This window comes from Komagataeibacter medellinensis NBRC 3288 (assembly GCF_000182745.2).
Classification (GTDB): Bacteria; Pseudomonadota; Alphaproteobacteria; order Acetobacterales; family Acetobacteraceae; genus Komagataeibacter; species Komagataeibacter medellinensis.
In genome coordinates this window covers 1,441,080-1,465,307 of the sequence record NC_016027.1, presented here as the reverse complement: position 1 = coordinate 1,465,307, position 24,228 = coordinate 1,441,080, and the positions used below count along the sequence as shown (strand labels likewise).

Annotated in this window: 24 protein-coding genes; 14 read left to right on the top strand and 10 right to left on the bottom strand. The window is 63.4% G+C overall.

What is annotated here, in order from left to right; genetic code table 11:
- Nucleotides 1-40 precede the first annotated feature (40 nt).
- From GLX_RS06695 to GLX_RS06675, 5 genes are all read right to left on the bottom strand, one after another.
- Nucleotides 41-934, bottom strand: coding sequence for a RodZ family helix-turn-helix domain-containing protein (locus tag GLX_RS06695; protein ID WP_014105233.1), 894 nt, complete (start codon nt 932-934; stop codon nt 41-43).
- 100 nt (nt 935-1,034) lie between these two features.
- On the bottom strand, nt 1,035-1,997 hold the full coding sequence (gene hslO / locus GLX_RS06690; protein ID WP_014105232.1) for an Hsp33 family molecular chaperone HslO: 963 nt from the start codon (nt 1,995-1,997) through the stop codon (nt 1,035-1,037).
- A 51-nt stretch (nt 1,998-2,048) separates the two neighbouring features.
- The gene (locus GLX_RS06685; RefSeq protein ID WP_014105231.1) at nt 2,049-2,369 is read right to left on the bottom strand and encodes a hypothetical protein; all 321 of its coding nucleotides are present in this window, start codon (nt 2,367-2,369) and stop codon (nt 2,049-2,051) included.
- A complete protein-coding gene (gene argF, locus GLX_RS06680; protein WP_014105230.1) occupies nt 2,366-3,352 on the bottom strand; it encodes an ornithine carbamoyltransferase in 987 nt (328 codons plus the stop codon). Before argF ends, GLX_RS06685 begins: the two co-directional genes overlap by 4 nt.
- Nucleotides 3,349-4,551, bottom strand: coding sequence for an aspartate aminotransferase family protein (locus tag GLX_RS06675; RefSeq protein ID WP_041247674.1), 1,203 nt, complete (start codon nt 4,549-4,551; stop codon nt 3,349-3,351). Before GLX_RS06675 ends, argF begins: the two co-directional genes overlap by 4 nt.
- A 328-nt stretch (nt 4,552-4,879) precedes the next feature.
- On the opposite strand from GLX_RS06675, the gene GLX_RS06670 reads away from it, so the two are divergent.
- From GLX_RS06670 to GLX_RS06615, 12 genes are all read left to right on the top strand, one after another.
- Nucleotides 4,880-5,521, top strand: a complete 642-nt coding sequence (locus GLX_RS06670) for a RecX family transcriptional regulator (RefSeq protein WP_014105228.1) — start codon at nt 4,880-4,882, stop codon at nt 5,519-5,521.
- A 79-nt stretch (nt 5,522-5,600) separates the two neighbouring features.
- Nucleotides 5,601-6,041 (top strand): CHAP domain-containing protein, encoded by a 441-nt coding sequence (locus tag GLX_RS06665; protein ID WP_041247673.1) that lies wholly within the window; start codon nt 5,601-5,603, stop codon nt 6,039-6,041.
- 132 nt (nt 6,042-6,173) lie between these two features.
- A complete protein-coding gene (locus tag GLX_RS06660) occupies nt 6,174-6,419 on the top strand; it encodes a twin-arginine translocase TatA/TatE family subunit (protein WP_041247672.1) in 246 nt (81 codons plus the stop codon).
- Between the two features lie 28 nt (nt 6,420-6,447).
- A complete protein-coding gene (locus GLX_RS06655) occupies nt 6,448-7,071 on the top strand; it encodes a methylthioribulose 1-phosphate dehydratase (protein WP_041247671.1) in 624 nt (207 codons plus the stop codon).
- Complete coding sequence (locus tag GLX_RS06650) at nt 7,068-7,610, top strand: 1,2-dihydroxy-3-keto-5-methylthiopentene dioxygenase (RefSeq protein ID WP_014105224.1); 543 nt, start codon at nt 7,068-7,070, stop codon at nt 7,608-7,610. Before GLX_RS06655 ends, GLX_RS06650 begins: the two co-directional genes overlap by 4 nt.
- Nucleotides 7,611-7,633: 23 nt before the next feature.
- A complete protein-coding gene (gene mtnC, locus GLX_RS06645) occupies nt 7,634-8,359 on the top strand; it encodes an acireductone synthase (protein ID WP_014105223.1) in 726 nt (241 codons plus the stop codon).
- Nucleotides 8,356-9,315, top strand: coding sequence for a bifunctional riboflavin kinase/FAD synthetase (locus GLX_RS06640; RefSeq protein WP_014105222.1), 960 nt, complete (start codon nt 8,356-8,358; stop codon nt 9,313-9,315). Before mtnC ends, GLX_RS06640 begins: the two co-directional genes overlap by 4 nt.
- A 92-nt stretch (nt 9,316-9,407) precedes the next feature.
- Nucleotides 9,408-12,281: an isoleucine--tRNA ligase gene (gene ileS, locus GLX_RS06635; RefSeq protein WP_014105221.1), complete on the top strand. Its 2,874-nt coding sequence runs from the start codon at nt 9,408-9,410 to the stop codon at nt 12,279-12,281.
- Between the two features lie 5 nt (nt 12,282-12,286).
- Nucleotides 12,287-12,760 (top strand): signal peptidase II, encoded by a 474-nt coding sequence (gene lspA, locus GLX_RS06630; RefSeq protein WP_014105220.1) that lies wholly within the window; start codon nt 12,287-12,289, stop codon nt 12,758-12,760.
- Between the two features lie 94 nt (nt 12,761-12,854).
- Nucleotides 12,855-13,343 carry a DUF3035 domain-containing protein gene (locus GLX_RS06625; RefSeq protein ID WP_041247240.1) on the top strand — a complete coding sequence of 163 codons (489 nt, stop codon included), beginning with the start codon at nt 12,855-12,857 and terminating at the stop codon, nt 13,341-13,343.
- 67 nt (nt 13,344-13,410) lie between these two features.
- Complete coding sequence (mutL, locus tag GLX_RS06620) at nt 13,411-15,273, top strand: DNA mismatch repair endonuclease MutL (RefSeq protein ID WP_014105218.1); 1,863 nt, start codon at nt 13,411-13,413, stop codon at nt 15,271-15,273.
- A 132-nt stretch (nt 15,274-15,405) separates the two neighbouring features.
- Nucleotides 15,406-16,947 carry an NADH-quinone oxidoreductase subunit M gene (locus GLX_RS06615; protein WP_014105217.1) on the top strand — a complete coding sequence of 514 codons (1,542 nt, stop codon included), beginning with the start codon at nt 15,406-15,408 and terminating at the stop codon, nt 16,945-16,947.
- A gap of 161 nt (nt 16,948-17,108) precedes the next feature.
- Here GLX_RS06615 and parE read toward each other — a convergent pair whose 3' ends face one another.
- Nucleotides 17,109-19,151: a DNA topoisomerase IV subunit B gene (parE, locus tag GLX_RS06610; RefSeq protein ID WP_014105216.1), complete on the bottom strand. Its 2,043-nt coding sequence runs from the start codon at nt 19,149-19,151 to the stop codon at nt 17,109-17,111.
- A 144-nt stretch (nt 19,152-19,295) separates the two neighbouring features.
- Nucleotides 19,296-19,844, bottom strand: a complete 549-nt coding sequence (locus GLX_RS06605; RefSeq protein ID WP_014105215.1) for a hypothetical protein — start codon at nt 19,842-19,844, stop codon at nt 19,296-19,298.
- A 399-nt stretch (nt 19,845-20,243) separates the two neighbouring features.
- On the opposite strand from GLX_RS06605, the gene GLX_RS06600 reads away from it, so the two are divergent.
- A complete protein-coding gene (locus GLX_RS06600) occupies nt 20,244-20,681 on the top strand; it encodes a hypothetical protein (protein ID WP_041247239.1) in 438 nt (145 codons plus the stop codon).
- A 45-nt stretch (nt 20,682-20,726) separates the two neighbouring features.
- Here GLX_RS06600 and GLX_RS06595 read toward each other — a convergent pair whose 3' ends face one another.
- Nucleotides 20,727-21,173 (bottom strand): RrF2 family transcriptional regulator, encoded by a 447-nt coding sequence (locus GLX_RS06595; RefSeq protein WP_014105213.1) that lies wholly within the window; start codon nt 21,171-21,173, stop codon nt 20,727-20,729.
- A gap of 155 nt (nt 21,174-21,328) precedes the next feature.
- On the opposite strand from GLX_RS06595, the gene cysK reads away from it, so the two are divergent.
- Nucleotides 21,329-22,318, top strand: coding sequence for a cysteine synthase A (gene cysK, locus GLX_RS06590; RefSeq protein WP_014105212.1), 990 nt, complete (start codon nt 21,329-21,331; stop codon nt 22,316-22,318).
- Nucleotides 22,319-22,462: 144 nt separating this feature from the next.
- Here cysK and GLX_RS06585 read toward each other — a convergent pair whose 3' ends face one another.
- A complete protein-coding gene (locus tag GLX_RS06585) occupies nt 22,463-23,608 on the bottom strand; it encodes an OmpA family protein (protein ID WP_014105211.1) in 1,146 nt (381 codons plus the stop codon).
- A gap of 246 nt (nt 23,609-23,854) precedes the next feature.
- On the bottom strand, nt 23,855-24,193 hold the full coding sequence (locus GLX_RS06580) for a DUF1491 family protein (RefSeq protein WP_014105210.1): 339 nt from the start codon (nt 24,191-24,193) through the stop codon (nt 23,855-23,857).
- Nucleotides 24,194-24,228 lie beyond the last annotated feature (35 nt).

Here is a 24,228-nt window from a genome sequence, read left to right as displayed (position 1 = left end):
GTTGGGAGCGAACGGGCGCTCCCAACACGGGGCCAACCGGTCAGTTGCTGCCGGGCAGGGTCAGGTTGCCCGGTGGCGGGGAGCGGAGTTGCGGGGTTGCCGGGGCGGCGCTGTCCGCATCATCGGAGGAGTAGCCGGTGGGGAAGATGGCGTCAGGCCCCTGGTCGGCCATTTTGGGCCTTGCCGGTTTTGGTAGGGCAGGTGTGGCCGCTGTCTCGGGGTGGTCAGTGGTCGGGCCACCGCCAATGGTCATGGTGTCGCCTGTGCTGGTGGTCGGTGCGCTGTCGCTGCCATCAAGAGGCTGGGCGGCAACACTGCCGGGCGCCTGTGGCGTGACCAGCCAGTTGCCCAGGTTGGTGCGGATCTGGTTTTCCAGTTCCTGGTTCATGTCCTGCAGCATCATGTTGGTCAGGGCATTCAGGTTTTGGGGTGTATCGCTGTTGCCGTGCTTTTTCTTGGGATCATAGGAGCGCGTGACCTGGGCCACGGCGTAGCCGGTTCGCCTGCCATCGGCGGAAGTCACGTCCAGATGCACGTTGAGCTGCCCGTCCAGTATGCCGCCGGGTTCATGCAGGATGGACGCGCGGTCGATGGTGAACACGCCTTCCCCCCCGCTGCCCGCGGTCAGCAGTCGGTTATGGGCAAGCTGCTTGAGCAGTTCGTCGGGCGGATTGGGCGCACGGCCCGACAGGTCGCCCGGCACCAGCCCCGGCTGGCCCCGGTCCACGATGGAGAGTGAGGCGATATTGAGGTTCAGCGGCGGGGTATCGCCATATTGCGGCCCCTCGAATGTGGTCGGTTCCTCGGCATGTTTACGGCAGTAAGCGTGCTCGCTCATGGTGGCCAGCGCAAGGAAAGGCAGGCTGGCTGCCAGTACCACGCGCAGGGTGCGGCGTGATGGCAGGATGCGAAGCGGCGAACGGTTCGGTCGCATGGAATATATCCCGGTAACGGCTGGCGCCCATGGCGCGATCGGTAGGTCAGGGGAAGGATCGTGCCATGTTCCGCGCCGGGCGAACAGGGGCAGGACAGGTTCAGGCCGCCCGGCCACCAATCTCGTCGCGCTGGAAATGGAAGCTGTGGTTGCAGAACGAACAGTGCATGGTGATCGTACCGTCCTGGTCCATGTGGTCCAGATCATCAAGTGGGAATGTTTCCAGAATGCCCGACAGCCGGGCGCGTGAGCACCGGCAGCCAAACGCCAGCGCGCGTGGCTGGCCCGCCATCAGCCCTTCGGCGTGAAACAGGCGGTACAGCAGGTCGGCTGAGGAAAGGCTGTCATCCAGCACCTCGCGCGCCGTCAGCGTGGAGGCGAGGGTGACGGCGGTCTCCCAGGCGTCCTCGCCTTCTTCTGACGTTAGTGTGGAGTCGACGCCCCCATCGGTTGCGATCTTTTCCATCACCAGCGCGCCCGCGCGCCAGCCAGACAGCGTTTTTTCGCAGAACAGCCTGATCCAGCAGGCATGCTGTTCACTGGTGGCAAAGTAATGGGCCGACATTTCGGACAGGCTCTCGCCATTCATCTCGACAATGCCCTGATGGATATCGGTATCCGGCCCCTGATCCACACTGAAGGCGATATAGCCTTTGCCCAGTAGCTGGGCCGCCGTGGGGTTGGGTGTGGTTTTCAGCAGTTCGGCTACCTGCGCATCATCCGAACGGGCATGGAAGCGCAGCGCACCCGAATCGGTGCAGTCCGCCAGCAGCAGTTCCACCGGTCCATCGCCCTTGGCCTGAAGGGAGAAGGAGCCCTGGAATTTGAGCGATGATGCAAGGGCCGCGACCAGCGCCAGTGCCTCCCCCGCCAGTTGCAGCACTACATCGGGGTTGTCATGGCGGGTCAGCAGGGTGTCGGTCAGCACACCGGGGCGCACCAGCCTGCCGCGTACGGGGCGCTGGTCCAGATAGAACGGCAAGATCCCCTGCGGCACGACCAGATCGGGTGTATCCGGGCGGCTGGCATCAAGGAATGCGGGGGAGGGAGGCGTGGTGGTCATGGCAGAAATCCGCAGCGGTGGTCCCTTCCGTGTGGGGAAGGGGCCCGATCATCAGATATTGGCGGTAATGTCGGCCTCCAGCGCGGCAAGGCGCTGGTCAAGGTCGTGCAGCGGGCTATCGGCCAGCAGGCCATCCGCCTGCAGTGCGGTCATGGCGCGCTGGCGGCAGCGGTCATGTTCCATGTCCAGATCCTGCGTGCGGCCAGCACCTGCCAGGCAGTCCAGGTAAGCATCGCGGATCCGGTCAATGCGGGTATCCTGCACGGGCAGGGCGGCAAAGATGTCGCGCACGCTTTTTTCCGCCCATCCGGGGACTTCCGGTACATCTTCCGTGCTGGTGGGCAGGGCGGGCTGGGTGGCCGGTCCGGTCATGCCGTGGGTTCCTTTCCATAGTGCTGCCAGTCCGCACCACACAGCGCCCAGACAAGGATGCCCTTTTGCGCGTGCAGGCGGTTCTCGGCCTCGTCAAACACGACGGATTGCGGTCCTTCAAACACGTCTTCCGTCACTTCCTCCCCGATATGGGCAGGCAGGCAGTGCAGGAAAAGGGCATCGGGGGCGGCATGCGCCATTAATGTGGCATTGACCTGGTATGGCTCGAACGCGCTGATGCGCTGTGCCGATTCCTTGTCGGACATGCTGACCCATGTATCGGTAATGACCGCATGCGCCCCTTTTACAGCTGCCACGGGGTCGGTCGTGACTGTGATCTCCGCCCCTCGCGCGCGGGCCCATGCCACGGCGGCCGTATCGGGCGCATGGGTTGCCGGCGTTGCCAGCCGCAGGTGGAAGCCGAACAGAGCCGCCGCCTCGATGAAGGAGGTGGCGACATTGTTGCCATCCCCCACCCAGGCCAGCGTGCGGCCTGCGATCGGGCCGCGATGTTCCTCGAACGTCATGATGTCGGCCATGATCTGTACCGGGTGCGAATCCGGTGTCAGGCCATTGATCACCGGCACGCTGCTCCAGCGCGCAAGTTCGCGCAGGTTCTCGGTCCTGCCCGTGCGCAGCACGATGGCATCCACAAAGCGTGACAGCACGCGCGCGGTATCGGCAATGCTTTCGCCACGGCCCAGTTGCATGTCGGATGGGGCCAGCAGCACCACATTGCCACCAAGCTGCTGCATGCCGACTTCAAACGAGACGCGGGTGCGGGTGGAAGGCTTGGACAGCATCAGCCCCAAGGCGCGCCCGCGCAGCGGCAGGGCCGGATGCAGCGGGCGGGCACGGCCGTGCTGCATGCGCTTGATGCCTGCCGCCACATCCAGGATGGCGCGCAGCGTGGCACCGTCCAGTTCCTTGAGGTCAAGGAAATGGCGCGGGATGATGTGGGTGGGAGTCTGGAGCGCGTTCATGCTACGGTCTCCGCCTGTGCGGCCATGTGGGCGCGTACGCGCTGTGCGGCACGCTCCAGCATGGTCAGGGCCTGATTGCAGTCCGCTTCGGTTACCGTAAGCGGCGGGAGCAGCCGCAGTACGTTGTCGCCCGCCGTGACACTCAGCATGCCTTCATGCATGGCCGCGTTCTGTACCAGTGCCACATCTGCGGTGCATTTCAGCCCCAGCAGCAGGCCAAGCCCGCGCCAGTTGGCGAAGATGTCGGGGTAGAGGGCGATCAGCCGGTCAAAGCCCGCCTCCAGCTGCGCGGCGCGGCTGCTTACCCCTTCAAGGAAGCCGGGAGCCAGCACGATGTCCAGCACCGCATTGGCCGCGGCACAGGCCAGCGGCCCACCGCCAAAGGTCGTGCCGTGGCTGCCCGGTGTCATGTGCCGTGCAATGGTCTCGGTGGTCAGCACCGCCCCCATGGGGAAGCCACCGGCAATGCCCTTGGCCGTGGACAGGATATCAGGTGTTATGTCCGACCATTCATAGGCGAACAGGCGGCCGGTACGGCCCATGCCGCACTGCACTTCATCCACGCCCAGAAACAGGCCGTATTCATCGCACGCCGCGCGCAGTTCGCGCATGAAGCGGAAATCGGCAACGTGGATGCCGCTCTCCCCCTGCACCGGCTCGACCAGGATGCCGGCCGTCTGCTCGTTTATGGCGTCGCGCACCGCGTTCATGTTGTTGAGCGGCACATGGTCGAAACCTTCTACCCGGGGGCCGAAGCCATCAAGGTATTTGGCGTTGCCTGTGGCGGATAGCGTGGCCAGCGTGCGGCCATGGAACGCGCCGTTGAAGCAGATGATGCGGGTGCGCTCGGGGTGGCCGGACTTGGCCTGCGCACGGCGGATCATCTTGATCAGCCCTTCATTGGCCTCGGCACCGGAATTGCAGAAGAAAGCGCTGTCGGCAAAGCTGTGGGCGACCAGCCGTTCGGCGAGGCGTTCGGCCTGTGGCACGCGGTACAGGTTGGACACGTGCATCACGCACTGCGCCTGTTTTGCAATGGCGCCTACCAGATGTGGGTTGTTGTGTCCGACCGAGGATGTGGCGATTCCTGAGCCGAAATCCAGGAATCGTCGCCCGTTTGCCGCGTACAGCCAGGCGCCTTCGCCACGCTCGAAAGCGAGGTCGGCACGATTGTAGTTCGGCATCAGGGCGGAAATCATGGAATGGCCTTGTGATTTCGGGTCAAAGGAAAAGGCTGCGTAATCCAGAAACGAAAACGGCCCACCACCGCAAAGGGGCAGGCACATCTCTTTTCCGGCTTTCCCGGTCCGGGCGGTGATGCGATTCGTTACGAATCTGGTATCCACATCACGGATCAGGAAGAAAGAAGGATATGGTTCACCCGCGCGAAATGCAACCTTAACCCGCCCGGCTTATGAGCAGCGCATCGACCGGTGGAAGGCGAAAGCGCACGCGCATGGGTGGGTGGCATGGCATGTGCATGCGACTCTGGGCGCGCGTGGCGGGTTGTGGCACAGTGCGGGCATCATGGTGGCCCGTCCTTCCCGTTCCGCTCCCCGCCCGCTTGCGCCCGCGCCGGACGCGGCCACGCTGCGCGCCGTAGCGCTGGCCTATCTGGCACGCTTTTCCGCAACCCGGGCGGGTGTGGAGCAGATGCTGGCCCGGCATATCGACCGCTGGGTGCGCCGGGCAATCGCTACCGGCATGGAGGCGGAGGATGCCACCCGTGCCGTTGACCCCGCGCGCGCCGCCGTTGCACGCATCGTTGCGGATATGGAAGGGCTGGGTGCGGTCGATGATGTGCGTTTTTCGCAATTCCGTGCCCGTTCTCTTGCCCGCGCCGGCCGCTCGCGCCGCATGGTGGCCGCCCACCTGAGTGCGAAGGGCGTGGATGAGGCCATAGTGGGCAGCGCGGTGGAGGAAGCCCTTGGCCAGCGTGATGGCGAGGGGCAGGAAACCGAACTGGCCGCGGCCCTGGTCTTTGCGCGCAAACGTCGTGCCGGCCCTTTCGTGCGGCCGGACGCGGATGGGGAGGAAGCGCACAGGCGCTACCGCCGCGCGCTTGATGCCATGGCGCGTGCCGGCTTTGCCCACGGTACGGCCCGGCAGGCGCTGGACATGGACCGGGAGGAAGCGGAAGACAGGATCATGCGCATGCGCTCGGCATGAAAATGGCGGAAGGGAGGGGATTAAGGTGGGGCGACTGACGTGGCGGCAGCAGGTTGGCGAGCATGCGGTGTGGGCGCGGATGGTGGCGGGCGGCGCAGTACTCTCGCTTGCGGCGTGCGCGGGGGGCAGCGGGCAGGGGTGGCATGGCGCGTTGCAGTGTGCGCCCTATGCACGGCAGGTCACGCACATGCAGATGCAGGGGGATGCGGCATCATGGTGGGGGCAGGCGCAGGGTCGCTACCCGCGCGCCCATGCCCCCAGAGCCGGTGCCGTGCTGGTTTTCCGTGCGACAGGCCGCCTGCCAGACGGGCATGTATCGGTCGTGCGCGTGGTGCGTGGCCCGCGTGAGGTGCTGGTGGACCAGGCCAACTGGGTGCCCGGCCGCATTGGCCGGAACGAACCGGTGATGGACGTATCGGCGGGCAATGACTGGTCGCGGGTCAAGGTATGGTGGTCCCCCATTCACGGCATGGGTAAAACCGTCTATCCTGCTTACGGGTTTATCCTGCCCGCAGGTTGATGCGGCCTGCATGGGTGCTTGCATATCCTGTGTACGCGCCTCACATAGGCGGGTACGGGCAGGCCGTGGCCATGTTGTATGGCAGGCGGGCAATACGGTATTGGCGCGTCACGGACGCGGATGGGGGATGCTATGGGTAGCTTGAGCTGGGGACATTGGCTGATCGTGCTGGCAGTGGTGCTGGTGCTGTTTGGCGGCGGCGGCAAGATCAGTTCGCTCATGGGCGACATGGCGCGTGGCATAAAGTCATTCAAGAAGAACATGGCCGATGATGCGCCTGAAGCCCCGGTGCCGCCGGGGCAGATCCAGGCTCCGGGCAAGGAAAAGGACGCATCCTTTGCCGAAGCCCCGCAGCATTCCACCAACAACTTGAAATGACAGGGACCGCGCCCGGGTGGATGGCATGATGGACAAGGCAGCATTCCCCGCAGGCGCGTATTGCGATGCGGTGGCCCGGATTATTGCCGCGGGCCAGCGGATGGACCGCTTTGGCTGGGTGCCCGCAACGGCGGGCAACATTAGCATCCGCCTGCCCGATGGCACCCTGGCCATCACGCGCTCGGGCGGGCACAAGGGCCTGCTGGGGCCGCAGGGCGTGATCCGTGTCGATGCGGCGGGCGCGCCACTCCTGCCCGCCGATCGTCCCAGCGCCGAGACGCTGCTGCACTGTCAGGTCTATGCCCATGACCCGGCGGCGGGTGCCGTGCTGCATGGCCATTCCGTCGCCTCCACCGTGCTGTCCATGGCAGGTGGCAACGAACTGGTGCTTGAAGGCTACGAGGTGCAGAAGGTCTTTGCCGGTCAGGACACCCATGCTGCCCGCGTGTCTGTGCCGATATTCGACAACGATCAGGATATTGCCCGCCTGTGCCGCGTCGTGGCCCCGCATCTGGATGCGATGCCCGCGGGCTACATCATTCGCGGGCATGGCGTGTATGTGTGGGGTGCTGACATGGACGTGGCGCTGGCACGGCTGGAAGGGCTTGAATTCCTGTTGGCTTGCGAACTGGAAAGAAGGAGGATGCGATGAGCCGCCTGCGTGTCTATGCCGATAACAATCCCGGAACCCCCATTATACAGCTGGGTGATCCCGCGCGCATTGCCATGGAGCTTGCGGGCATTGGCGTGCGTTTCGAGCGCTGGGATGCCCCCGTCGTGCCCCCGCGTGATGCACCGGAAAGCGCCGTGCTCGATGCCTATCGCCCCTATCTTGACCAGTTGATGGGCGAGACGGGTGCCGGTTCGGCCGATGTGCTGCGCGTGGGGCCTGATACCCAGGGCTGGGCGCAGGCGCGCAGCAAATACCTGTCCGAACATACTCATAGCGAGGACGAGGTGCGTTTTTTCGTACACGGGCAGGGCGATTTCATCCTGCATGTGAACGGGCGCGTGTACGATGTGCGCTGCACGGCGGGCGACCTGATTTCGGTGCCGGCGGGCATATCGCACTGGTTTGACGGTGGCGAGACGCCCGATTTCGTCACGCTGCGCATCTTCACCAACCCCGATGGCTGGATCGCGCAGTACACCGGCAGCGATATTGCAACCCGCTTTCCTGCCGAAGCCTGAATCCAACAAGTACCCCAAGGGAGATGAGTAACGTGACCCAGACCACGCAGCCGCCAGTGCGCGCGGTACTGCTGGATATTGAGGGAACGACCCTGCCGGTCTCCTTCGTCCATGACATCCTGTTTCCCTATGCCCGCAAGGCACTGCCCCACCTGCTGCGCACGCATGCCGATGACCCGACGGTCAAGGCACAGTTGGCCGAAATAGAACGCCTTGCCCCCGGTGTTCCGCCCCTGCGCCAGTTGGAAGCCTGGATGGACGCGGATGCCAAGGTCGCGCCGCTGAAGGCATTGCAGGGGATGGTCTGGGCGCAGGGTTATGCCGATGGCGTGCTCAAGGCCACGCTCTTCCCCGATGTGGTGCCTGCCCTGCGCTGCTGGGCTGCGGCGGGGCTGGCGCTTGCGGTCTATTCATCGGGTTCGGTTGCCGCCCAGAAGCTGATCTATGGCCACACGACCGAAGGTGACCTGAGCAGCGTGTTCGTGGGTTTTTATGACCTGCAGGTGGGCAGCAAGCGCGAGGCGGACAGCTACCGCCACATCGTGCAGGACGCACAGTGGAAGCCGACCGATGTGCTGTTCCTGTCCGATGTGGTGGCCGAACTGGACGCGGCAGAGCAGGCGGGCCTGCGTACCTGCCAGATTGTGCGCCCCGCCGATGGCACGCAGCCGGGTACCACCCACCCCGTGGCGGCTACCCTGGCCGAGGTCGCGGCCCGCTTTGGCCTGCCCCGTGCGGAGGCGGCATGAGAGCGCAACTGCACACCGACTGGCGTGCCATTCCCGATGTGGCCCGTGGTATGGTGGCGGCTCTGGGCAATTTTGATGGGGTGCATCTTGGCCATGCCCATCTGGTCCACGCCCTGCATGCCGCCCGCCCCGAGCGGGAACTGGCGGTCGTAACCTTCGAGCCGCATCCACGTGAACTGTTCCGCCCGCAGGACCCGCCCTTCCGCCTGACACTGGAGCACGAGCGCTTTGCCGCGCTGGCCGCGCTGGGTGTAAAGCATGTGTTCCAGATCGGGTTCGACCGCGAATTCAGCGCCATGAGTGCTGAGGATTTCGTCACCCGTGTTCTGCATGAGGGCCTGGGCTTGCGGCATGTGGCCTGCGGGCTTGATTTTGCATTTGGCCACCGCAGACGGGGCAATGTGGATTTCCTGGCCGAGCGCACCCGGGAACTGGACATTGGGCTTACGGTGGTGCCGCCCCTTTCCGATGGACTGGGGCCGTATTCCTCCACCCGTATCCGCAGGCTGCTGCAGGATGGCTACCCCGAGCGCGCGACCGAGGAACTGGGTCGCCCATGGTCGATTCGGGGCGTGGTGCAGCATGGGGACAAGCGTGGCCGCCTGCTGGGCTTTCCCACCGCCAACATTCCCCTTGGCCGCCATCTGGAACCCGCGCGCGGCGTATATGCCGTAAGCGTGCGGCTGGCCGATGGCACGGTGCACCCCGGCGTTGCCAATATCGGGCGCAGACCTACCATCAACGATGGGCAGGAAAGCCGGCTGGAAGTGCATCTGCTCGGCTTTGCGGGCGACCTGTACGGGCAGTCCCTGTCGGTGGCGTTGCATACGCTTTTGCGCGCTGAACGCCGCTTTGACGGGTTGGACGCGCTTAAGGCCCAGATCGCCCGGGATTCAGAGCAGGCCGCAGCCTACCTGTCGGCCCGCCACAGTGGTGCCATCGCCACCAGAACTTGACCATAGCGGGGCGTGATCCCCATAAGGTTGCCTTGCGCGCGGGAGCCATGGTTCCGGCATGCGCTCCCCTTACCAGAAGAACAGAACAGCCCATGTCCGAGTCAAAACCACAGGATCTCTATCGGGAAACGGTATTCCTGCCGACCACGTCCTTTCCCATGCGTGGCAACCTGCCCCGGCGGGAGCCGGAGATTCTGGCGGGATGGGAAAGCGAGAAACTGGACGCACACCTGCTGGAGCAGGCGCGCGGGCGTGACGTATTCATGCTGCATGACGGGCCGCCCTACGCCAATGGCCACCTGCATATCGGTCACGCGCTGAACAAGATCCTCAAGGACGTGATCAACCGCAGTCACCGCATGGCGGGCTACGGTATCCATTACGTGCCCGGCTGGGACTGCCACGGCCTGCCGATCGAATGGAAGATCGAGGAAGAATACCGCAAGCGCGGGCAGGACAAGGACAGCGTGCCGGTGCTGCAGTTCCGTGCCGAATGCCGCGCCTATGCCCAGAAATGGCTGGATACGCAGGCCAGTGAGTTCCGTAGGCTGGGCGTGCAGGCGCAGTGGGCGGACCGTTACGCCACGATGGATTTCTCATCGGAAGCGGCAATCGCGGGCGAGATCGGCAAATTCCTGCTCAATGGCCTGCTGTATCGTGGCCTGCGCCCGGTCATGTGGAGCCCGGTTGAAAAGACCGCTCTGGCCGAAGCCGAGATCGAATACCGCGACCACGAATCTACAGCCATCCACGTGGCCTTCCCCTTCGTAACCGACCCGACACCCGCCCACGCGCTGGAAGATGTGGCGGCCGTGATCTGGACCACAACACCGTGGACCATCCCCGCCAACCGCGCCATCGCCTATGGCCCGGAGGTGACTTATGCCGTGGTGCGCGTTGATGGCGTGAGCGAGAACGCGACCCTGCAGCCCGAGGCCCGCGTGCTGGTGGCCGAGGACCTGATCGCACCGTTCTGCGAAGCTGCGGGTGTTACTGCCCATCATGTGCTCTACACCCTGCCAGGCAGCGCGCTGGAAGGGGCGGTCTGCGCCCATCCGTTACGCGGACAGGGCTATGACTTTGATGTGCCGCTGCTGCCCGGTGCCCATGTTACTACCGAAGCCGGTACGGGGCTGGTTCACACTGCCCCCGCCCATGGCGAGGACGATTTCAACCTTGGTCGTGCCCATGGACTCGAAATCACCGAACTGGTGATGGATGATGGCCGCTATGCCGATTGGGTGCCGCTGTTTGCCGGTGGCCATGTGTTCAAGGCGGCCGAACCCGTGTGCCAGGCACTGCTTGAGGCCATGCAGCGCGCCGATGCGGCGGGCACAGCTCCCTGCGGTCTCGTGGCGCGGGCAACACTGGTTCATTCCTACCCGCATTCATGGCGTTCACGCGCACCGATCATCTATCGTGCAACACCGCAGTGGTTCATTCGCATGGATGGGGAAGGCCAGTTGCGCAAGCGTGCGCTGGCGGCACTTGATGACGTGACTTTCGTGCCCGCGCAGGCGCGCAACCGCCTGACCTCCATGGTGGCGGGCCGCCCCGACTGGTGCATCAGCCGCCAGCGCGCGTGGGGCGTGCCGATTGCCGTGTTTGTGGAGAAGCGCACCGGTGAGGTCCTGCGCGATGCGGCGGTGATGGCGCGCATTGTGGAAGCCTTCCGCGCGGAAGGGGCGGATGCGTGGTACAGTTCCCCCGCCTCGCGCTTCCTTGGCGAAGGCCGCAACGCCGATGATTACGAACAGGTGTTCGATATTGTGGACGTGTGGTTCGAAAGCGGTTCGACCCACGCCTTCGTGCTGGGCCATGGTGACATGAAATTCCCCGCCGACCTGTATCTGGAAGGCTCGGACCAGCATCGCGGGTGGTTCCAGTCCTCGCTGCTGGAAAGTGTGGGTACGCGGGGTGTCGCGCCTTTCCGCGCGCTGGTCACTAACGGCTTCGTGCTTGATGAGCAGGGCCGCAAGATGTCCAAGTCCCTTGGCAACGTCATTGCGCCGCAGGACGTGAATGACACGCTGGGTGCCGATATCCTGCGCCTGTGGGTCATGAACTCGGACACCAACGAGGATCTGCGCATCGGCAAGGAAATCCTCAAACAGCAGGGTGAACTCTACCGCCGTCTGCGCAATACCCTGCGCTGGCTGCTGGGCGCGCTGGACGGCTTTACCGAAGCCGAGCGCGTGCCTTACGCCGAACTGCCCGAGCTTGAGCGCTGGGTGCTGCACCGTCTGGGTGAACTGGGCGGCCTTGTGGCGCGCGCGGTGGAAACGCATGAATGGGTAGGTGTCTATCCCGCGCTGCACGGTTTCTGTGCTGCTGACCTGTCGGCCTTCTATTTCGATGTGCGCAAGGACACCATCTACTGCGATGGCCCTGCCAGCCTGAAGCGCCGGGCGGCCCGCACGGTGCTCGATCACCTACACCGCTGCCTGTGCACCTGGCTTGCCCCCGTGCTGGTCTTTACGGCCGAGGAAGCGTGGCTGGCCCGCCCCGGCAATATTGAAAGCGTGCACCTGCAGGCCTTCCCCGAACTGCCGGTGGAGTGGAACGACCCCGAACTGGGCGAACGCTGGGCCATGCTGCGCGCCGTGCGGCGTGTGATCACCACCGAGATCGAGACCGCGCGGCGTGACGGACTGGTCAAGTCCTCGCTGCAGGCTGCACTCGAACTGCCGCTTTCGGAAGCGGAAGCCGCCCGTTTCGCGGGTATTGACTGGGCGGAACTGACCATCGTGTCGCAGGCAGAGATCAATGTCATCGCCGGTGCGGGGTCGATCTATCTGGGCGAGGACGAAGCACAGGAAGGCACGCCGCATGGCATCCCGTCGGTCAGTGTGGCGTCGGGGCATAAATGCGCGCGCTGCTGGAAGGTGCTGGAGGAAGTGGGGACAGAGAGCTCCCACCCCGAACTGTGCCTGCGCTGTGTCGATGTGGTGCAGGGCAGGGCGTAAGGGCCATGAGCAACCGCGTTGTGGGACTGGGGTGCCTGTTGGGCGCACTGGTGGCCGATCAGGCCAGCAAGTACTGGATATTGTACATTTATGACCTGCCCGCACGCGAGAGCGTGGCCCTGCTGCCGGGGCTGAACCTGACCATGGTGTGGAACCATGCCATCACGTTTGGCATGCTGGGGGGGGCGGGTGCTGCCGGGCGCATTATCTTTTCCGTCGCGGCATTATTGATCGTGACGGGGCTTGGCGTCTGGCTTGCACGTACTACGCGGCGGTGGGTAGCGGTGGCGCTGGGCCTGATCATAGGCGGTGCGATTGGCAACGTGATCGACCGGCTGCGCTTTGGCGCGGTGGTCGATTTCATCCATGCGCATGCCTATGGCCATTCATGGCCGGTGTTCAACATAGCCGATGCCCTGATAGATTGCGGCGTTGCGATCCTGATTATCGACAACATGCGTCATCGCGATGCAGACTAGGACGGGGATGGCGCGCGCATGCTTGCCGAACCGTTTCACTCACGGTAATAGGCGAGATATGGCGATTCCTGCTTTCAGACCCCTTTCCTGTGCATTGCTTGTATCCAGCGGCTTTATGCTGTCGGGTTGCACGGGCGCTGATGTTTCGCGCGCCTTCGGGCTGGAGCGGAGCCTGCCGGATGAATACACGGTTACGACCCGTGCGCCGCTGTCCATGCCGCCTTCGGATGAACTGGGCGCGCCCAACAGCAACGCCGTGCAGCGTGCGGAAGATACAAACCCGCGCATGCAGGCGTTGGAAACCCTCTCCCCTAATGTTGCCTTTCAGGGTGCCGATGGCTCCGGCAGCGCCGGCCAGACTGCGCTGGTGGGTGCGGCGCAGGAAGCCTCCAACGAACCAGACCGGGGCGAAATGGGCCGTGCGGACACGACGTTTGTTGACAAGCTGATGTTCTGGCATGGGGGCGGCGCGGGCAACCTCGTCAATGGCAAGGCGGAGAATGCCCGCCTGCGTGAGGATTCTGCGCTTGGTCGCAACCTGACCAAGGGGGCCACGCCCACCGTGAGCGGTCCCTCCAAATAACAGGGTATCGTGTCCGGGCCTGTCGGGGCCGGGCACAGGGCCTGATGGCTGAGATCCGGTTCCTGTCATGAATACGCATTTAGGTAACGACCTGCCGGTCATCCGCCGCCTGTCCGAACAGGTGGTCAACCGCATTGCCGCTGGCGAGGTGATCGAACGCCCGGCGGCGGCGCTGAAGGAACTGGTGGAGAACGCCATCGATTCCGGCGCGCGGCGGATCGAGATCCGGCTGGACCATGGCGGGATCGACCGGATCGACGTGCGCGATGATGGCTGTGGCATGTCGCCCGATGACCTGCTGCTTGCTGTCGAGCGGCATTGCACCTCCAAGCTGCGTGACGAGACGCTGGTGCGTATTTCCACGCTTGGCTTCCGTGGTGAGGCCCTGCCTTCCATTGGCGCTGCGGCGCGGCTTACGGTCATGTCCCGGCAGGCGGGGGCGGATTCGGCATGGTCCATCCGGGTGGAAGGCGGCGTGGTCAGCGCACCGGAACCCTGCGCGGGTGCGCCCGGCACGCGCGTTCTGGTGGAGGATATGTTCTTTGCCACTCCCGCGCGCCGCAAGTTCCTCAAAAGCCCGCGTGTCGAGTCCAGCCATGCTGAAAACGTGGTGCGCAGGCTGGCCCTGTCTGTGCCGCATATCGCCTTCCGGCTGGAATTCGATGACCGCCTGATTCTTGACCTGCCAGTGCAGGACAGGCCCGCCCGCGTTGCGGCCATTCTGGAGTCGGGACAGGCGGATGGCCTGCTGGAGGTGGAAGGCCAGCGCGGTGACCTGAAGCTGAGCGGTTATATCTGCGCGCCATCGGTCCATCGCGCCACGGCCAACGGGCAGATGCTGCTGGTCAACGGACGGCCGGTAGTGGACCCGGTACTGCGCACGGCGGTGCGGGTTGCATATCGCAACGTGATGGAGCACGGGCGGCACGCGGTGGTGGCCCTCTCGCTCGAAATCCCGCCCGAGCAGGTGGACGTGAACGTACACCCGGCCAAGACGGAACTGCGCTATGCGGATTCGGCCGCCGTGCGGGCGCTGGTCATTGGCGCGCTGGGGCGTGCGCTGGGCACCGGTGCGGGCGTGGCGGGTGTGCGGCCTGACCTGCTCCAGTCACGCGGACCTTCGTCCGCGCGCATCTGGTACCCGCCCGAACGTGACGCGGATGCTGCGGACCTGTCCGCCCGCCTGGCGGAACCGCCTGCTATGCCGCGTGCCGATATGGGTCTGCCGCCCGGTTTTTCCGAGTCGTCCCTGCCGCTCGCCGGGCTGCCCGCCGCCCGTAAGGTCGTGCCTGATGGCGTGGATAATCCGCTGGCGTCCGAATCTGCCATGGCGCACCCGTTGGGGGCGGCCGTGGCGCAGGTGCTGGGCACCTATATCGTATCCCAGACGGCGGATGGCGCGCTGGTGCTGGTGGACCAGCATGCCGCCCATGAGCGCCTGACCCACGAGATCCTGCGCCAGCAGTATATGGGCGGCGAGATCCGCGCCCAGCGCCTGCTCTTGCCTGAAGTGGTGGACCTGCCTGCCCGGCAGGTGGCGGTGCTGCTGTCTTTTGGCGCGGCGCTGGCCCGTCTGGGTGTCGAGATTGAACCCTTTGGTGGCACCGCCGTGCTGGTGCGCGCCATGCCTGCCCTGCTGGGCAAGGAAAACCCCGGTGGCATGCTGCGCGACCTGGCGGAAGAACTGGAAGCCGATGATCTGGATAGTCCCGCGCAGGCCGATGCGCTGGATGCGCGCATGGATGCGGTCATCGCGCGCATGGCCTGCCATGGCAGTGTCAGGGCAGGCCGCAAGCTAACACACGAGGAAATGAACGCCCTGCTGCGTGACATGGAACGCACCCCCCGCGCGGGCACCTGCTCGCATGGTCGGCCAACATGGCTGAAGCTGGAAAAGGCCGATATTGAGCGGATGTTCGGCCGCCGCTGACCTGCGGCACACTGTATGACCAGCCTGCGTTGCAGGGTCGGCGTGGCGGGGGCAGGATGCATCCTCTGCATAATGTGAGCGCGGCCTTACTGGATTCCTATACCGCAACGCTCCTAGACTCACGCATTCCCCATGGATGATGTGAGACCGAATGTGCATCCGATCCTGCTTTCGTTAGTGACCTACCTGCCCCTTGCCGGGGTTGTGGCCATACTGCTTACCCGTGGCACGCCCCAGACGGTTGAGACCGCCGCGCGCTGGGTGGCGCTGTGGACCAGTGGCATTGTGTTCGCGCTGGCCGTGATCATGTGGGTGGAATTCGATCCCTCGCGCCCGGGCATCCAGTTCGAGCAGCAGGTGGGCTGGGCCAGTGGTGCTGGCATATCCTACCATGCCGGGGTGGATGGCATCAGCTTGATGTTCGTGCTGCTTTCCGCCTTTCTCACTCCGCTTTCCATTATTGGCGGGTGGCGGCAGATCACCGGGCGGGTACGCGATTACATGATCGCCATGCTGTTGCTGGAAACCACGCTAATCGGCCTGTTCTCGGCACTCGATATGGTGCTGTTCTATGTCTTCTATGAAGCCACCCTGCTGCCTGCCAGCCTGATGGTGGGGGTATGGGGCGGCCCGAAGCGGGTCTGGGCCTCGCTGCAGTTCTTCCTGTTCACCTTTGGCGGTTCGCTGTTCATGCTGCTCGCCCTGCTGGCGATGTGGAATGTGACCGGCACGACCGACATCATGGCCTTGCAGCACCACGGTTTTTCACCTGCCATGCAGTGCTGGCTGCTGGCGGGTTTCATCCTGGCTTTTGGCGTCAAGCTGCCGCTGTTCCCGCTGCATGCGTGGCTGCCCGATGCCTATACCGAAGCGCCTACAACGGCATCTGTCATGCTCTCGGGCGTGCTGTCCAAGGCAGGCGCTTACGGGCTGCTGCGCTTTGGCGTGCTCATGTTTCCCGATGCCGCCCGCCTGTTTGCCCCCGTGGTGCTGACGCTGGGCGTGATTGCAGTGATCTATGCCGCCATCATCGCCCTGGCACAGACGGACATGAAGCGGGTCATCGCCTATTCCTCGTTCTCACATATGGGGGTGATCGCCATCGGCCTGTTCACGCTCACGCCAGAGGGAATCGATGGTGCGATCTTCCAGATGCTGTCGCATGGCATCGTGATCGCGGCCCTGTTCTTCTGTGTCTCCGCCGTGTCATGGCGGGCGGAAACGCGTGAGATCAGCGCCTTTTCCGGTGTGGCGCACAGGATGCCGGTGCTGGCCACGCTGACCATGCTTTTTGTCATGGCCAATATCGGCCTGCCGGGCACGGGCGCATTCGTGGGTGAGTTTCTGGTCATGGTCGGCGCGCTGCATGTATCGTTCTGGCTGGCCTTCCTCGGCGGCACGAGCATGATCCTGGGGGCAGTGTATATGCTGGTGCTTTATCGCCGGGTGCTGTTCGGTGCTGATCGGGGTGGAGTGATGGCCCTACTGCGTGACTTGACGGGACAGGAACTGGCGGTGCTGGTGCCGCTGGCGGTCGTGACGATCTGGATGGGCGTGCATCCCGGATCGTTCCTGCGGGTGTTTGACCCGGCTGTAACCAGTCTGCTGCACCCGGTGGCGGCGGTTGCCACGGTGGACCCGCAGCAGGCCCTGCATGTGGCGGATGCGGGCTGATAAAAAAGAACAGAAGTTCCCGGGTGCCGCCTTTTTTCAGAAAGGCGGCGTTCTTTGAAGCTTTTTGAAAAAGCTTCACCAAAAACTCTCGCATTTGCCTGTTATGAAAAAGGCCCGGTCCCCTACACTAGGAGAGCCGGGCCTTTGTGGTTCTGGCTGTCTCAGACGTCGAGGTTATCGACCTGGCGGGCATGGTCCTGAATGAAGCGGAAGCGCAGTTCAGCCTTGCGGCCCATCAGGTGTTCCACGCGCTCCAGTGTCAGCGCCCTGTCTTCTGGCGGGGTGATGACCTTGAGCAGGGTGCGGTGTCTGGGGTCCATGGTGGTCTGCTTCAGGTCCGCGGGTGGCATTTCGCCAAGCCCCTTGAAGCGGGAGACCTCGACCTTGCTATTGGGCTTGAAGTCTTTCTTCAGCTTCCTCTCGCGGTCAGCATCGTTCATGGCGTAAACGCTCTTGCCGCCCTGCGTCAGGCGGTACAGTGGCGGTTGAGCCAGGTACAGGTGCCCCGCCCGGATCAGGCCGGGCAGTTCACGGTAGAAGAACGTCATGAGCAGGGAGGCGATATGCGCGCCATCCACATCCGCATCGGTCATGATGATGATGCGGCCGTAGCGCAGCTTGGTGGCATCAAAACGCTCGCCCATGCCGCAGCCCAGCGCTTCTACAAGGTCGCGCAGTTCCTGGTTGCCGCGCAGTTTTTCTGTTGAGGCGCTGGCCACGTTCAGGATCTTGCCCCGTAGCGGCAGCACGGCCTGCGTCTCGCGGTTGCGGGCCTGCTTGGCGGAGCCACCGGCCGAGTCGCCTTCCACCAGGAAGATCTCGGTCTCGGCCGCGTTCTCGCGCGTGCAGTCGGTCAGCTTGCCCGGCAGGCGCAGGCGGCGGGTGGCACTCTTGCGCGGGGTCTCTTTTTGCTCCTTGCGGCGCAGGCGTTCCTCGGCGCGTTCGACCACAAAGGCCAGCAGGTTGTCCGCCTGGGGCGGGTTGCCCGCCAGCCAGTGGTCAAAGCGGTCGCGTAGTGCGGTTTCGACCAGCTTGCTGGCCTCCCCACTGGTCAGCTTTTCCTTGGTCTGGCCCTGGAATTGCGGGTCGCGGATAAAGACTGACAGCTTGGCGGCAATGCAGCCCATGATGTCATCGGCATTGATACTGGTTGCGCGCTTGTTGGCGCGCTGTTCGCCCCAGTTGCGCAGGCCCTTGAGCAGGGCATTGCGAAAGCCCGTCTCATGCGTACCACCATTGGGCGTGGGAATGGTGTTGCAGTAGGAAGCAAGGGTGGCCGTGCCCTGCTCCAGAAAGGCGATGGCCCATTCCATGCGCCCGGTATCCGCGCCGTCTGGACCGGTTGGCAGGTCGGCATCGCCTGCCCACAGGTCGGTCAGCAGGGCGGCCTTGTCCCCCAGCTCGTCGCGCAGACTGTCCGCCAGACCGCCGGGGAAGTGCAGGACTGCTTCCGCCGGAACGTCATCGCCCTTGATCAATGACGGGTCGCACGACCAGCGGATGGTAACACCCCGGAACAGGAACGCCTTGGAGCGACACAACCGGTACAGTCGCGCTGGTGAGAAGTGCAGCCGCCCGAATATTTCAGGATCGGGTGTGAATCGGATCTGGGTGCCCCGGCGGTTGTTGATGGGACCGATCTTTTCAACACTGCTCAGCGGATGGCCGCGTTCATAGACCTGCCGCCACAGTTCGCGGTCACGCGCGATCTCCACTTCCATGCGCGATGCCAGCGCATTGACCACAGATGAGCCAACACCGTGCAACCCGCCCGATGTGGCATAGGCCTTGCCCGAGAACTTGCCGCCCGCGTGCAGCGTGGTCAGGATGACTTCCAGCGCCGAGCGGTCGGGAAAACGGGGGTGTGGGTCCACCGGTATGCCGCGCCCGTTGTCGCGTATGGTCAGGCAGTCTCCGGCTTCCAGCGTTACATCGATGGTGGTGGCGTGGCCCGCCACGGCTTCGTCCATTGCATTGTCGAGGATTTCGGAAGCGAGGTGATGGTACGCCGTCTCATCCGTACCACCGATATACATGCCGGGGCGGCGGCGGACGGGCTCCAGCCCCTCCAGCACCTCGATGGCGCTGGCGTCATAGGTGTCAGGACCGTTTTTCGCGTTATCTGCTGGCATGGCGGGAGGGGAAACCTTGCGTCGAGTCGGTTTGCCGGGGCTGGCTGGCGCGGAAAAAAGATCGTCGTTCATGAAGCGTTCTTTGTTCTGTCGGGTCGCGTCCTGTCAAGCCATAAAGCCCCGCACGCCTGTGGACTATGCCTGCTGTTACCGGCATGAAAAAGGCCGGACACAGGTCCGGCCGCATTTTCCTTCATGCCAGCGCAGGCTGACGGATCAGCTGCGCACCGTGCGGCGGGTGGTGGTGGTGCGGCCCGTGCTGCGCGCGCGGCTGGTGGCTGCCGGACGGTTGGGCGCGGTGCAGGTCAGGTAGGAAGCCGGCTGGAGAATGTCCTTCGCCTGGGCGTAGCTGGACAGGTCGGCTGCTGTTTCCAGTTCCGTCACCTCATCGAACATGGACAGGCGCTGCTGGCAGAATGCGCTGCCCGACTTCAGCCCGCGCTCGGACTGCACGTTGGCCAGCTGGGTAATGTAGTCATCATGCTGGCGCTGGGCGTTACGGCCATAGGTGCTGCTGAAATAGCCGTTGAGCACATGTTCCTCGCTGGCCAGCTTGGTGCGGAATTTCATCACGAAATTATTGTACTTGTCCTGCGCGCCGCACGAAAGTGCGGTGACCATCAGCTCGCTTTTCAGGCCCTGTACGTCAAACGCCTCATGCGCGGGGGAGGGGGAGCAGGGGCCGGCAGCCCATGCCTGTCCACCAGTGACCAGCCCGGCAAGGGCAAGTGCAGCGGCGCCAGCGCGCCAGATCGACATCGACATCAGGACAGGTTCTCCAGACTATTGGGGCAGGCGTTCGGGGATGCAGGGATCCCGCAACTTTCGGTGGGAATGAAATCCGGATCAGGTCTATAGCGCAAACCCGTCCTTGCCAAAAGGGAGGGATATAGCTTCACGTTCAAAAAGATGCGCCCCACCGCCACCGTGGGATGACAGCATGCCGGCGGGCAGCTATGCCATACGAGCGGGGCCTGTGTGCCTGCGTAAAACGGCCAACAGGTCTTTCCCGGCGGGGTGCGTTGTTCTACAGCATATGCCAAAGCGGTCTGGCGCTGTGCCGATCATGCCCGTTACGGGGCGGCGCGGGCGTAACTGTTCTTATAACGGGTGATGTATCAAATACAGCGGAGCTGACGAGTGCGACTGCGATTGTCTGCAATCATGATGACGACGGGCCTTCTGCTCGCCGGATGTGACAATAAACCGGGCGTGAACCTGGGTGGTATCGGTGGAACCCCCAATCCCTACAATTACATGAAGGCTTCGGGGCAGTGTCAGGTCGGTACACCTGTCGCCGCGGGCAAGAACACCCGGACCGCCACCATGCAGGTCCGCAGTGATGACGGCTATTGCGCGATCGAGACGCGTGTTTCCGCAGGCCACCCCTATGCCTCGTTTGGCGTGTCGCCTGCGCCTGATCACGGCAAGGTTTTCATCTACAATTATAACGATCACACTTATGTGACGTACACCGCCAATACCGCCTATTCCGGCGAAGACAAGTTCCGCGTCGTGCTGATCCCCGGTGGCAGTCAGCCGCGTGAATACATGGATGTGACCGCAACCGTCACGGCGCCGGTCGTAAGCGGGGCGAAATAAGCCTTGAGGGAACGGCCATGTCGCCCAGGCGCATGGCCCGTTCCCTCAGATCGAGAAGGTGATGGGTTCGGGCAGGGGGCGGCGCATGCCGGCGTGTTCCGCCCGACGTACAAGGTCATCAAGGCTGATCTTGTTGCATTCCGCGCCGACCATGTCGTCAAAATGCTGCCAGCACGGCTCGATCACTTTCTGGAACAGATCTCCCACGGGGCCATCGTCCCTGTTATCTTCCGCCGTGATGACGGACAGAATATCGGCCAGCAGGATATCGCGCCGCGGGCGGCCGAGCCTGTAGCCACCGCGTGGGCCGCGCACGCTTTCCAGCAGGCCGGAGCGTGACAGGGTCTGCAGCAGGGGTTCGATGCCACGGCGGGCAAGGCCCGCGCGCTCGGCTATGTCTGCTGCACTGATGGTGCCGTTCCGTCCGGCGTGAAAGGCAACATCAAGCATGATCAGTATGGCGATCATGGTCCTGTCCCGCCGGAGCAGCATATCGTTCAGCCTCGCTGTATGATGGATGGTGAAAGCAGTATGCTTCAGTTAGCAGCTATTGACTGATTGATCCACGCTTCTGTTGGGGGAGATGGTGGATTATGTCAGTCTGTACGTGTGAATTAAGTCATCTGCATGGAATGGAGTGATACCGCATGACCAAGACTACCCCACAGGAGCGTACGTACGGTTTTGCCGCACCCCGCGGCAGGGTGTACGATTCCATTGTCGAGACCGTGGGGGGGACGCCGCTGGTGGCGTTGCCGCACCTGACCCGTGAGGACGGGTTGCAGAGCCGGATATTGATGAAGCTGGAGTTCTTCAACCCGCTTGCCTCGGTTAAAGACCGGATCGGGGCCGCAATGATCGAGGATGCGGAAAGCCGGGGCGAGATCCAGCCTGGCAAGACCACGCTGGTGGAACCAACATCGGGCAATACCGGCATCTCGTTAGCCTTTGTGGCGGTGGCGCGGGGCTATCGGCTGATCGTAACCATGCCCGAAGGTGCTTCCATCGAGCGGCGCAAGATGCTGCGCCTGCTTGATGCGCAGCTGGAACTTACCCCCTCACGGCTTGGTATGGCGGGTGCCATTGCCCGGGCGGAAGAAATCCTGAAGAAAACCCCCAATGCCTGGATGCCGCGCCAGTTCGATAATCCCGCCAACCCTGATGTGCATGCCGCCACTACGGCGGAGGAAATCTGGGTCGATACGGCGGGTGAGGTCGATATCGTCGTGGCTGGTCTTGGCACGGGGGGGACGGCTAGCGGCATTGCACACGGCCTGAAGGCGCGTAAGCCCGGTGTGCAGGTCTATGGCGTGGAGCCGATGGAAAGCGCCATACTGAACGGGGATGAGCCGGGTCCGCACGGTATTCAGGGCATCGGGCCGGGCTTCTGTCCCCGCACGCTGGATCTTGCGGCACTTGATGGTGTCCTGCCGGTATCGGAGCGCGAGGCGATTGCGGCCGCACGTCGGTGTGCACGGCTGGATGGCGTGCCGGTGGGTATTTCATCGGGGGCGGCACTGCATGCGGCCGTGCAGCTTGCCGAGCGGCCGGAAAACAAGGGCAAGACGATTGTCACGATCGCACCATCCTTTGCCGAGCGTTATCTTTCCACGTCGTTGTTTACCGGTCTGGTCTGATCGGGGCAGATGAACAGGGAATAGAAGTTTTTTGGGTGCCGCCTTTTTCAAGAAGGCGGCATGCCTTATGGATGATGCGCATGAAAAAAGCGGCTGCCCGAAGGGTACCGCTTTTTTTCATGATCTGGCTGTATGGGCAGGCATTCAGTGCAGGATGATCTCTACCCGGCGGTTCTGTGCCTCACGTGTATTGGCTGCAGTCTGGACCAACGGGTTGGCATCACCATAACCGTTAATGCCAATAGATGGGCCAGGCACGCCGTCACGTACCAGCTCCGCCTTGATGACCTGCGCGCGCTTGAGGGAAAGCGCCTGGTTGTAGCGTTCCCCCTGCGGGCCGGGACGGGCTGCGGAATTGTCGGTATAGCCGTTGACCTCAATGCGCGTGGTCTGCGTGTTGGTCGAGGCCTGGGCCGCCACGGCCACGATGGCGCGCGCCCGGTCGGTCAGGTCGCTGCGGTCCCAGTCGAAAAAGACGAGATAGGTACGGTTTTCCGCAGGTGCCGGGGCAGCAATGGCGGAAGGCGGCGGGGGTGGCGGCGGTGCCGGATTGAACTCGTAGCGCAGCCCGAGCATGAGCGAGTGGTTAAAATCGGTCCGGCTGTCACGATTGCCGTTGCGGAAGCCGTAATCGCTGTTCATGGCGCTTAGCGCCGTGCTGCTGCCCGATACGATGGAATGGTGCGACTGCGGGCCAAGCATGGTCCAGAACCGGTATTCCGCCGTGGCTGACAGGCCAACCGCGAACGGCATGGGGAAGGACAGACCGAAAATGCCCTGATAGGCGAAGTTTCCGTATGTGCCGCCCACATGCTGGCTGTAGCTCTGGCCATTCACGTTGCCGGTTATGGTGGTGTTCATGTTCTGCCAGCCATAGCCGATACCCGCACCAAAATACGGGAACAGCCAGCTCTTGCCGATATCCATGTCGAACAGGGCATTGGCCATGACGCCCGATTCCTGCTGTCTGCCATCGGCATGGGCATGGTAGGCCGCGTTGCCGCCTACGGTCTTGAGGTCATTATTGCGGTAGAGACCTTCCACCTCAACCCGGAAACCGTTGCCCAGGCCCCAGCCAATGCTGCCGATGCCGGTGGCGCCGGTCTTGAACTCATCACGTGCGGAAGAATGACGTATGACCTGACCCTGGTTGAAACTCGCGCCGCCTTCACCGCTGATATAGAGGCCCTGCACAGGCTGGGCGAATACCGGAGTGCAGACCAGCACGGAGCCCAGGGTAACCGCGGCAGTCAATAAAGACCCTGCAAGCAATCCGTACCGCAGTTTCATACTCTTCTTCTCCCTTCGACGGGCCTCTTCCGGCATGTCGGCCCGGTCGGGTGCACGTGCCATATTCCTTGGAATGATCAGCATCAGCATTCTTTTGCTGAAAGAAACCAGTCCTGACAATCCATTGTCGCCACCTTTATCCACCACCTGGGCGGCTTGGCCAACTGTCACGCTCAGGTGTGTGCGAGATGCCACACCCTGCGCCGGACCAGGTTTCGTGCTTTCATCCCTGTGGGATCACGTCTTTTATATCAGCCTTGTTTCAAACGGTGGCGTCAGATCAGGTGCATCGAATTCAAGAACCCATAAATCCGGGTCCCGTTCCCTCTGCCTTGAGACATAGGCATCGACACTGGCCTGATCCACGGCCGCCTCTCCTGTAGCGCGGAACCATGCCTGCCGTCCATCGGGTGTGCGTGTCTGGGCCAGCACACACATGTGTCCTCCACGCCCCAGCAACACGATTATGGCACTACCGGCATCGTCGTCACCATGATGCAGCACCATGCCCGGATTTCCGGTTTGTCCAGCCTGGCGCAGCATTGCCTTGACCCATATGCCGGTTTTCAGGCGGGCTTCTTCCATTGTCAGTACCCTCTCCGGTAATGCAGAAAAACACA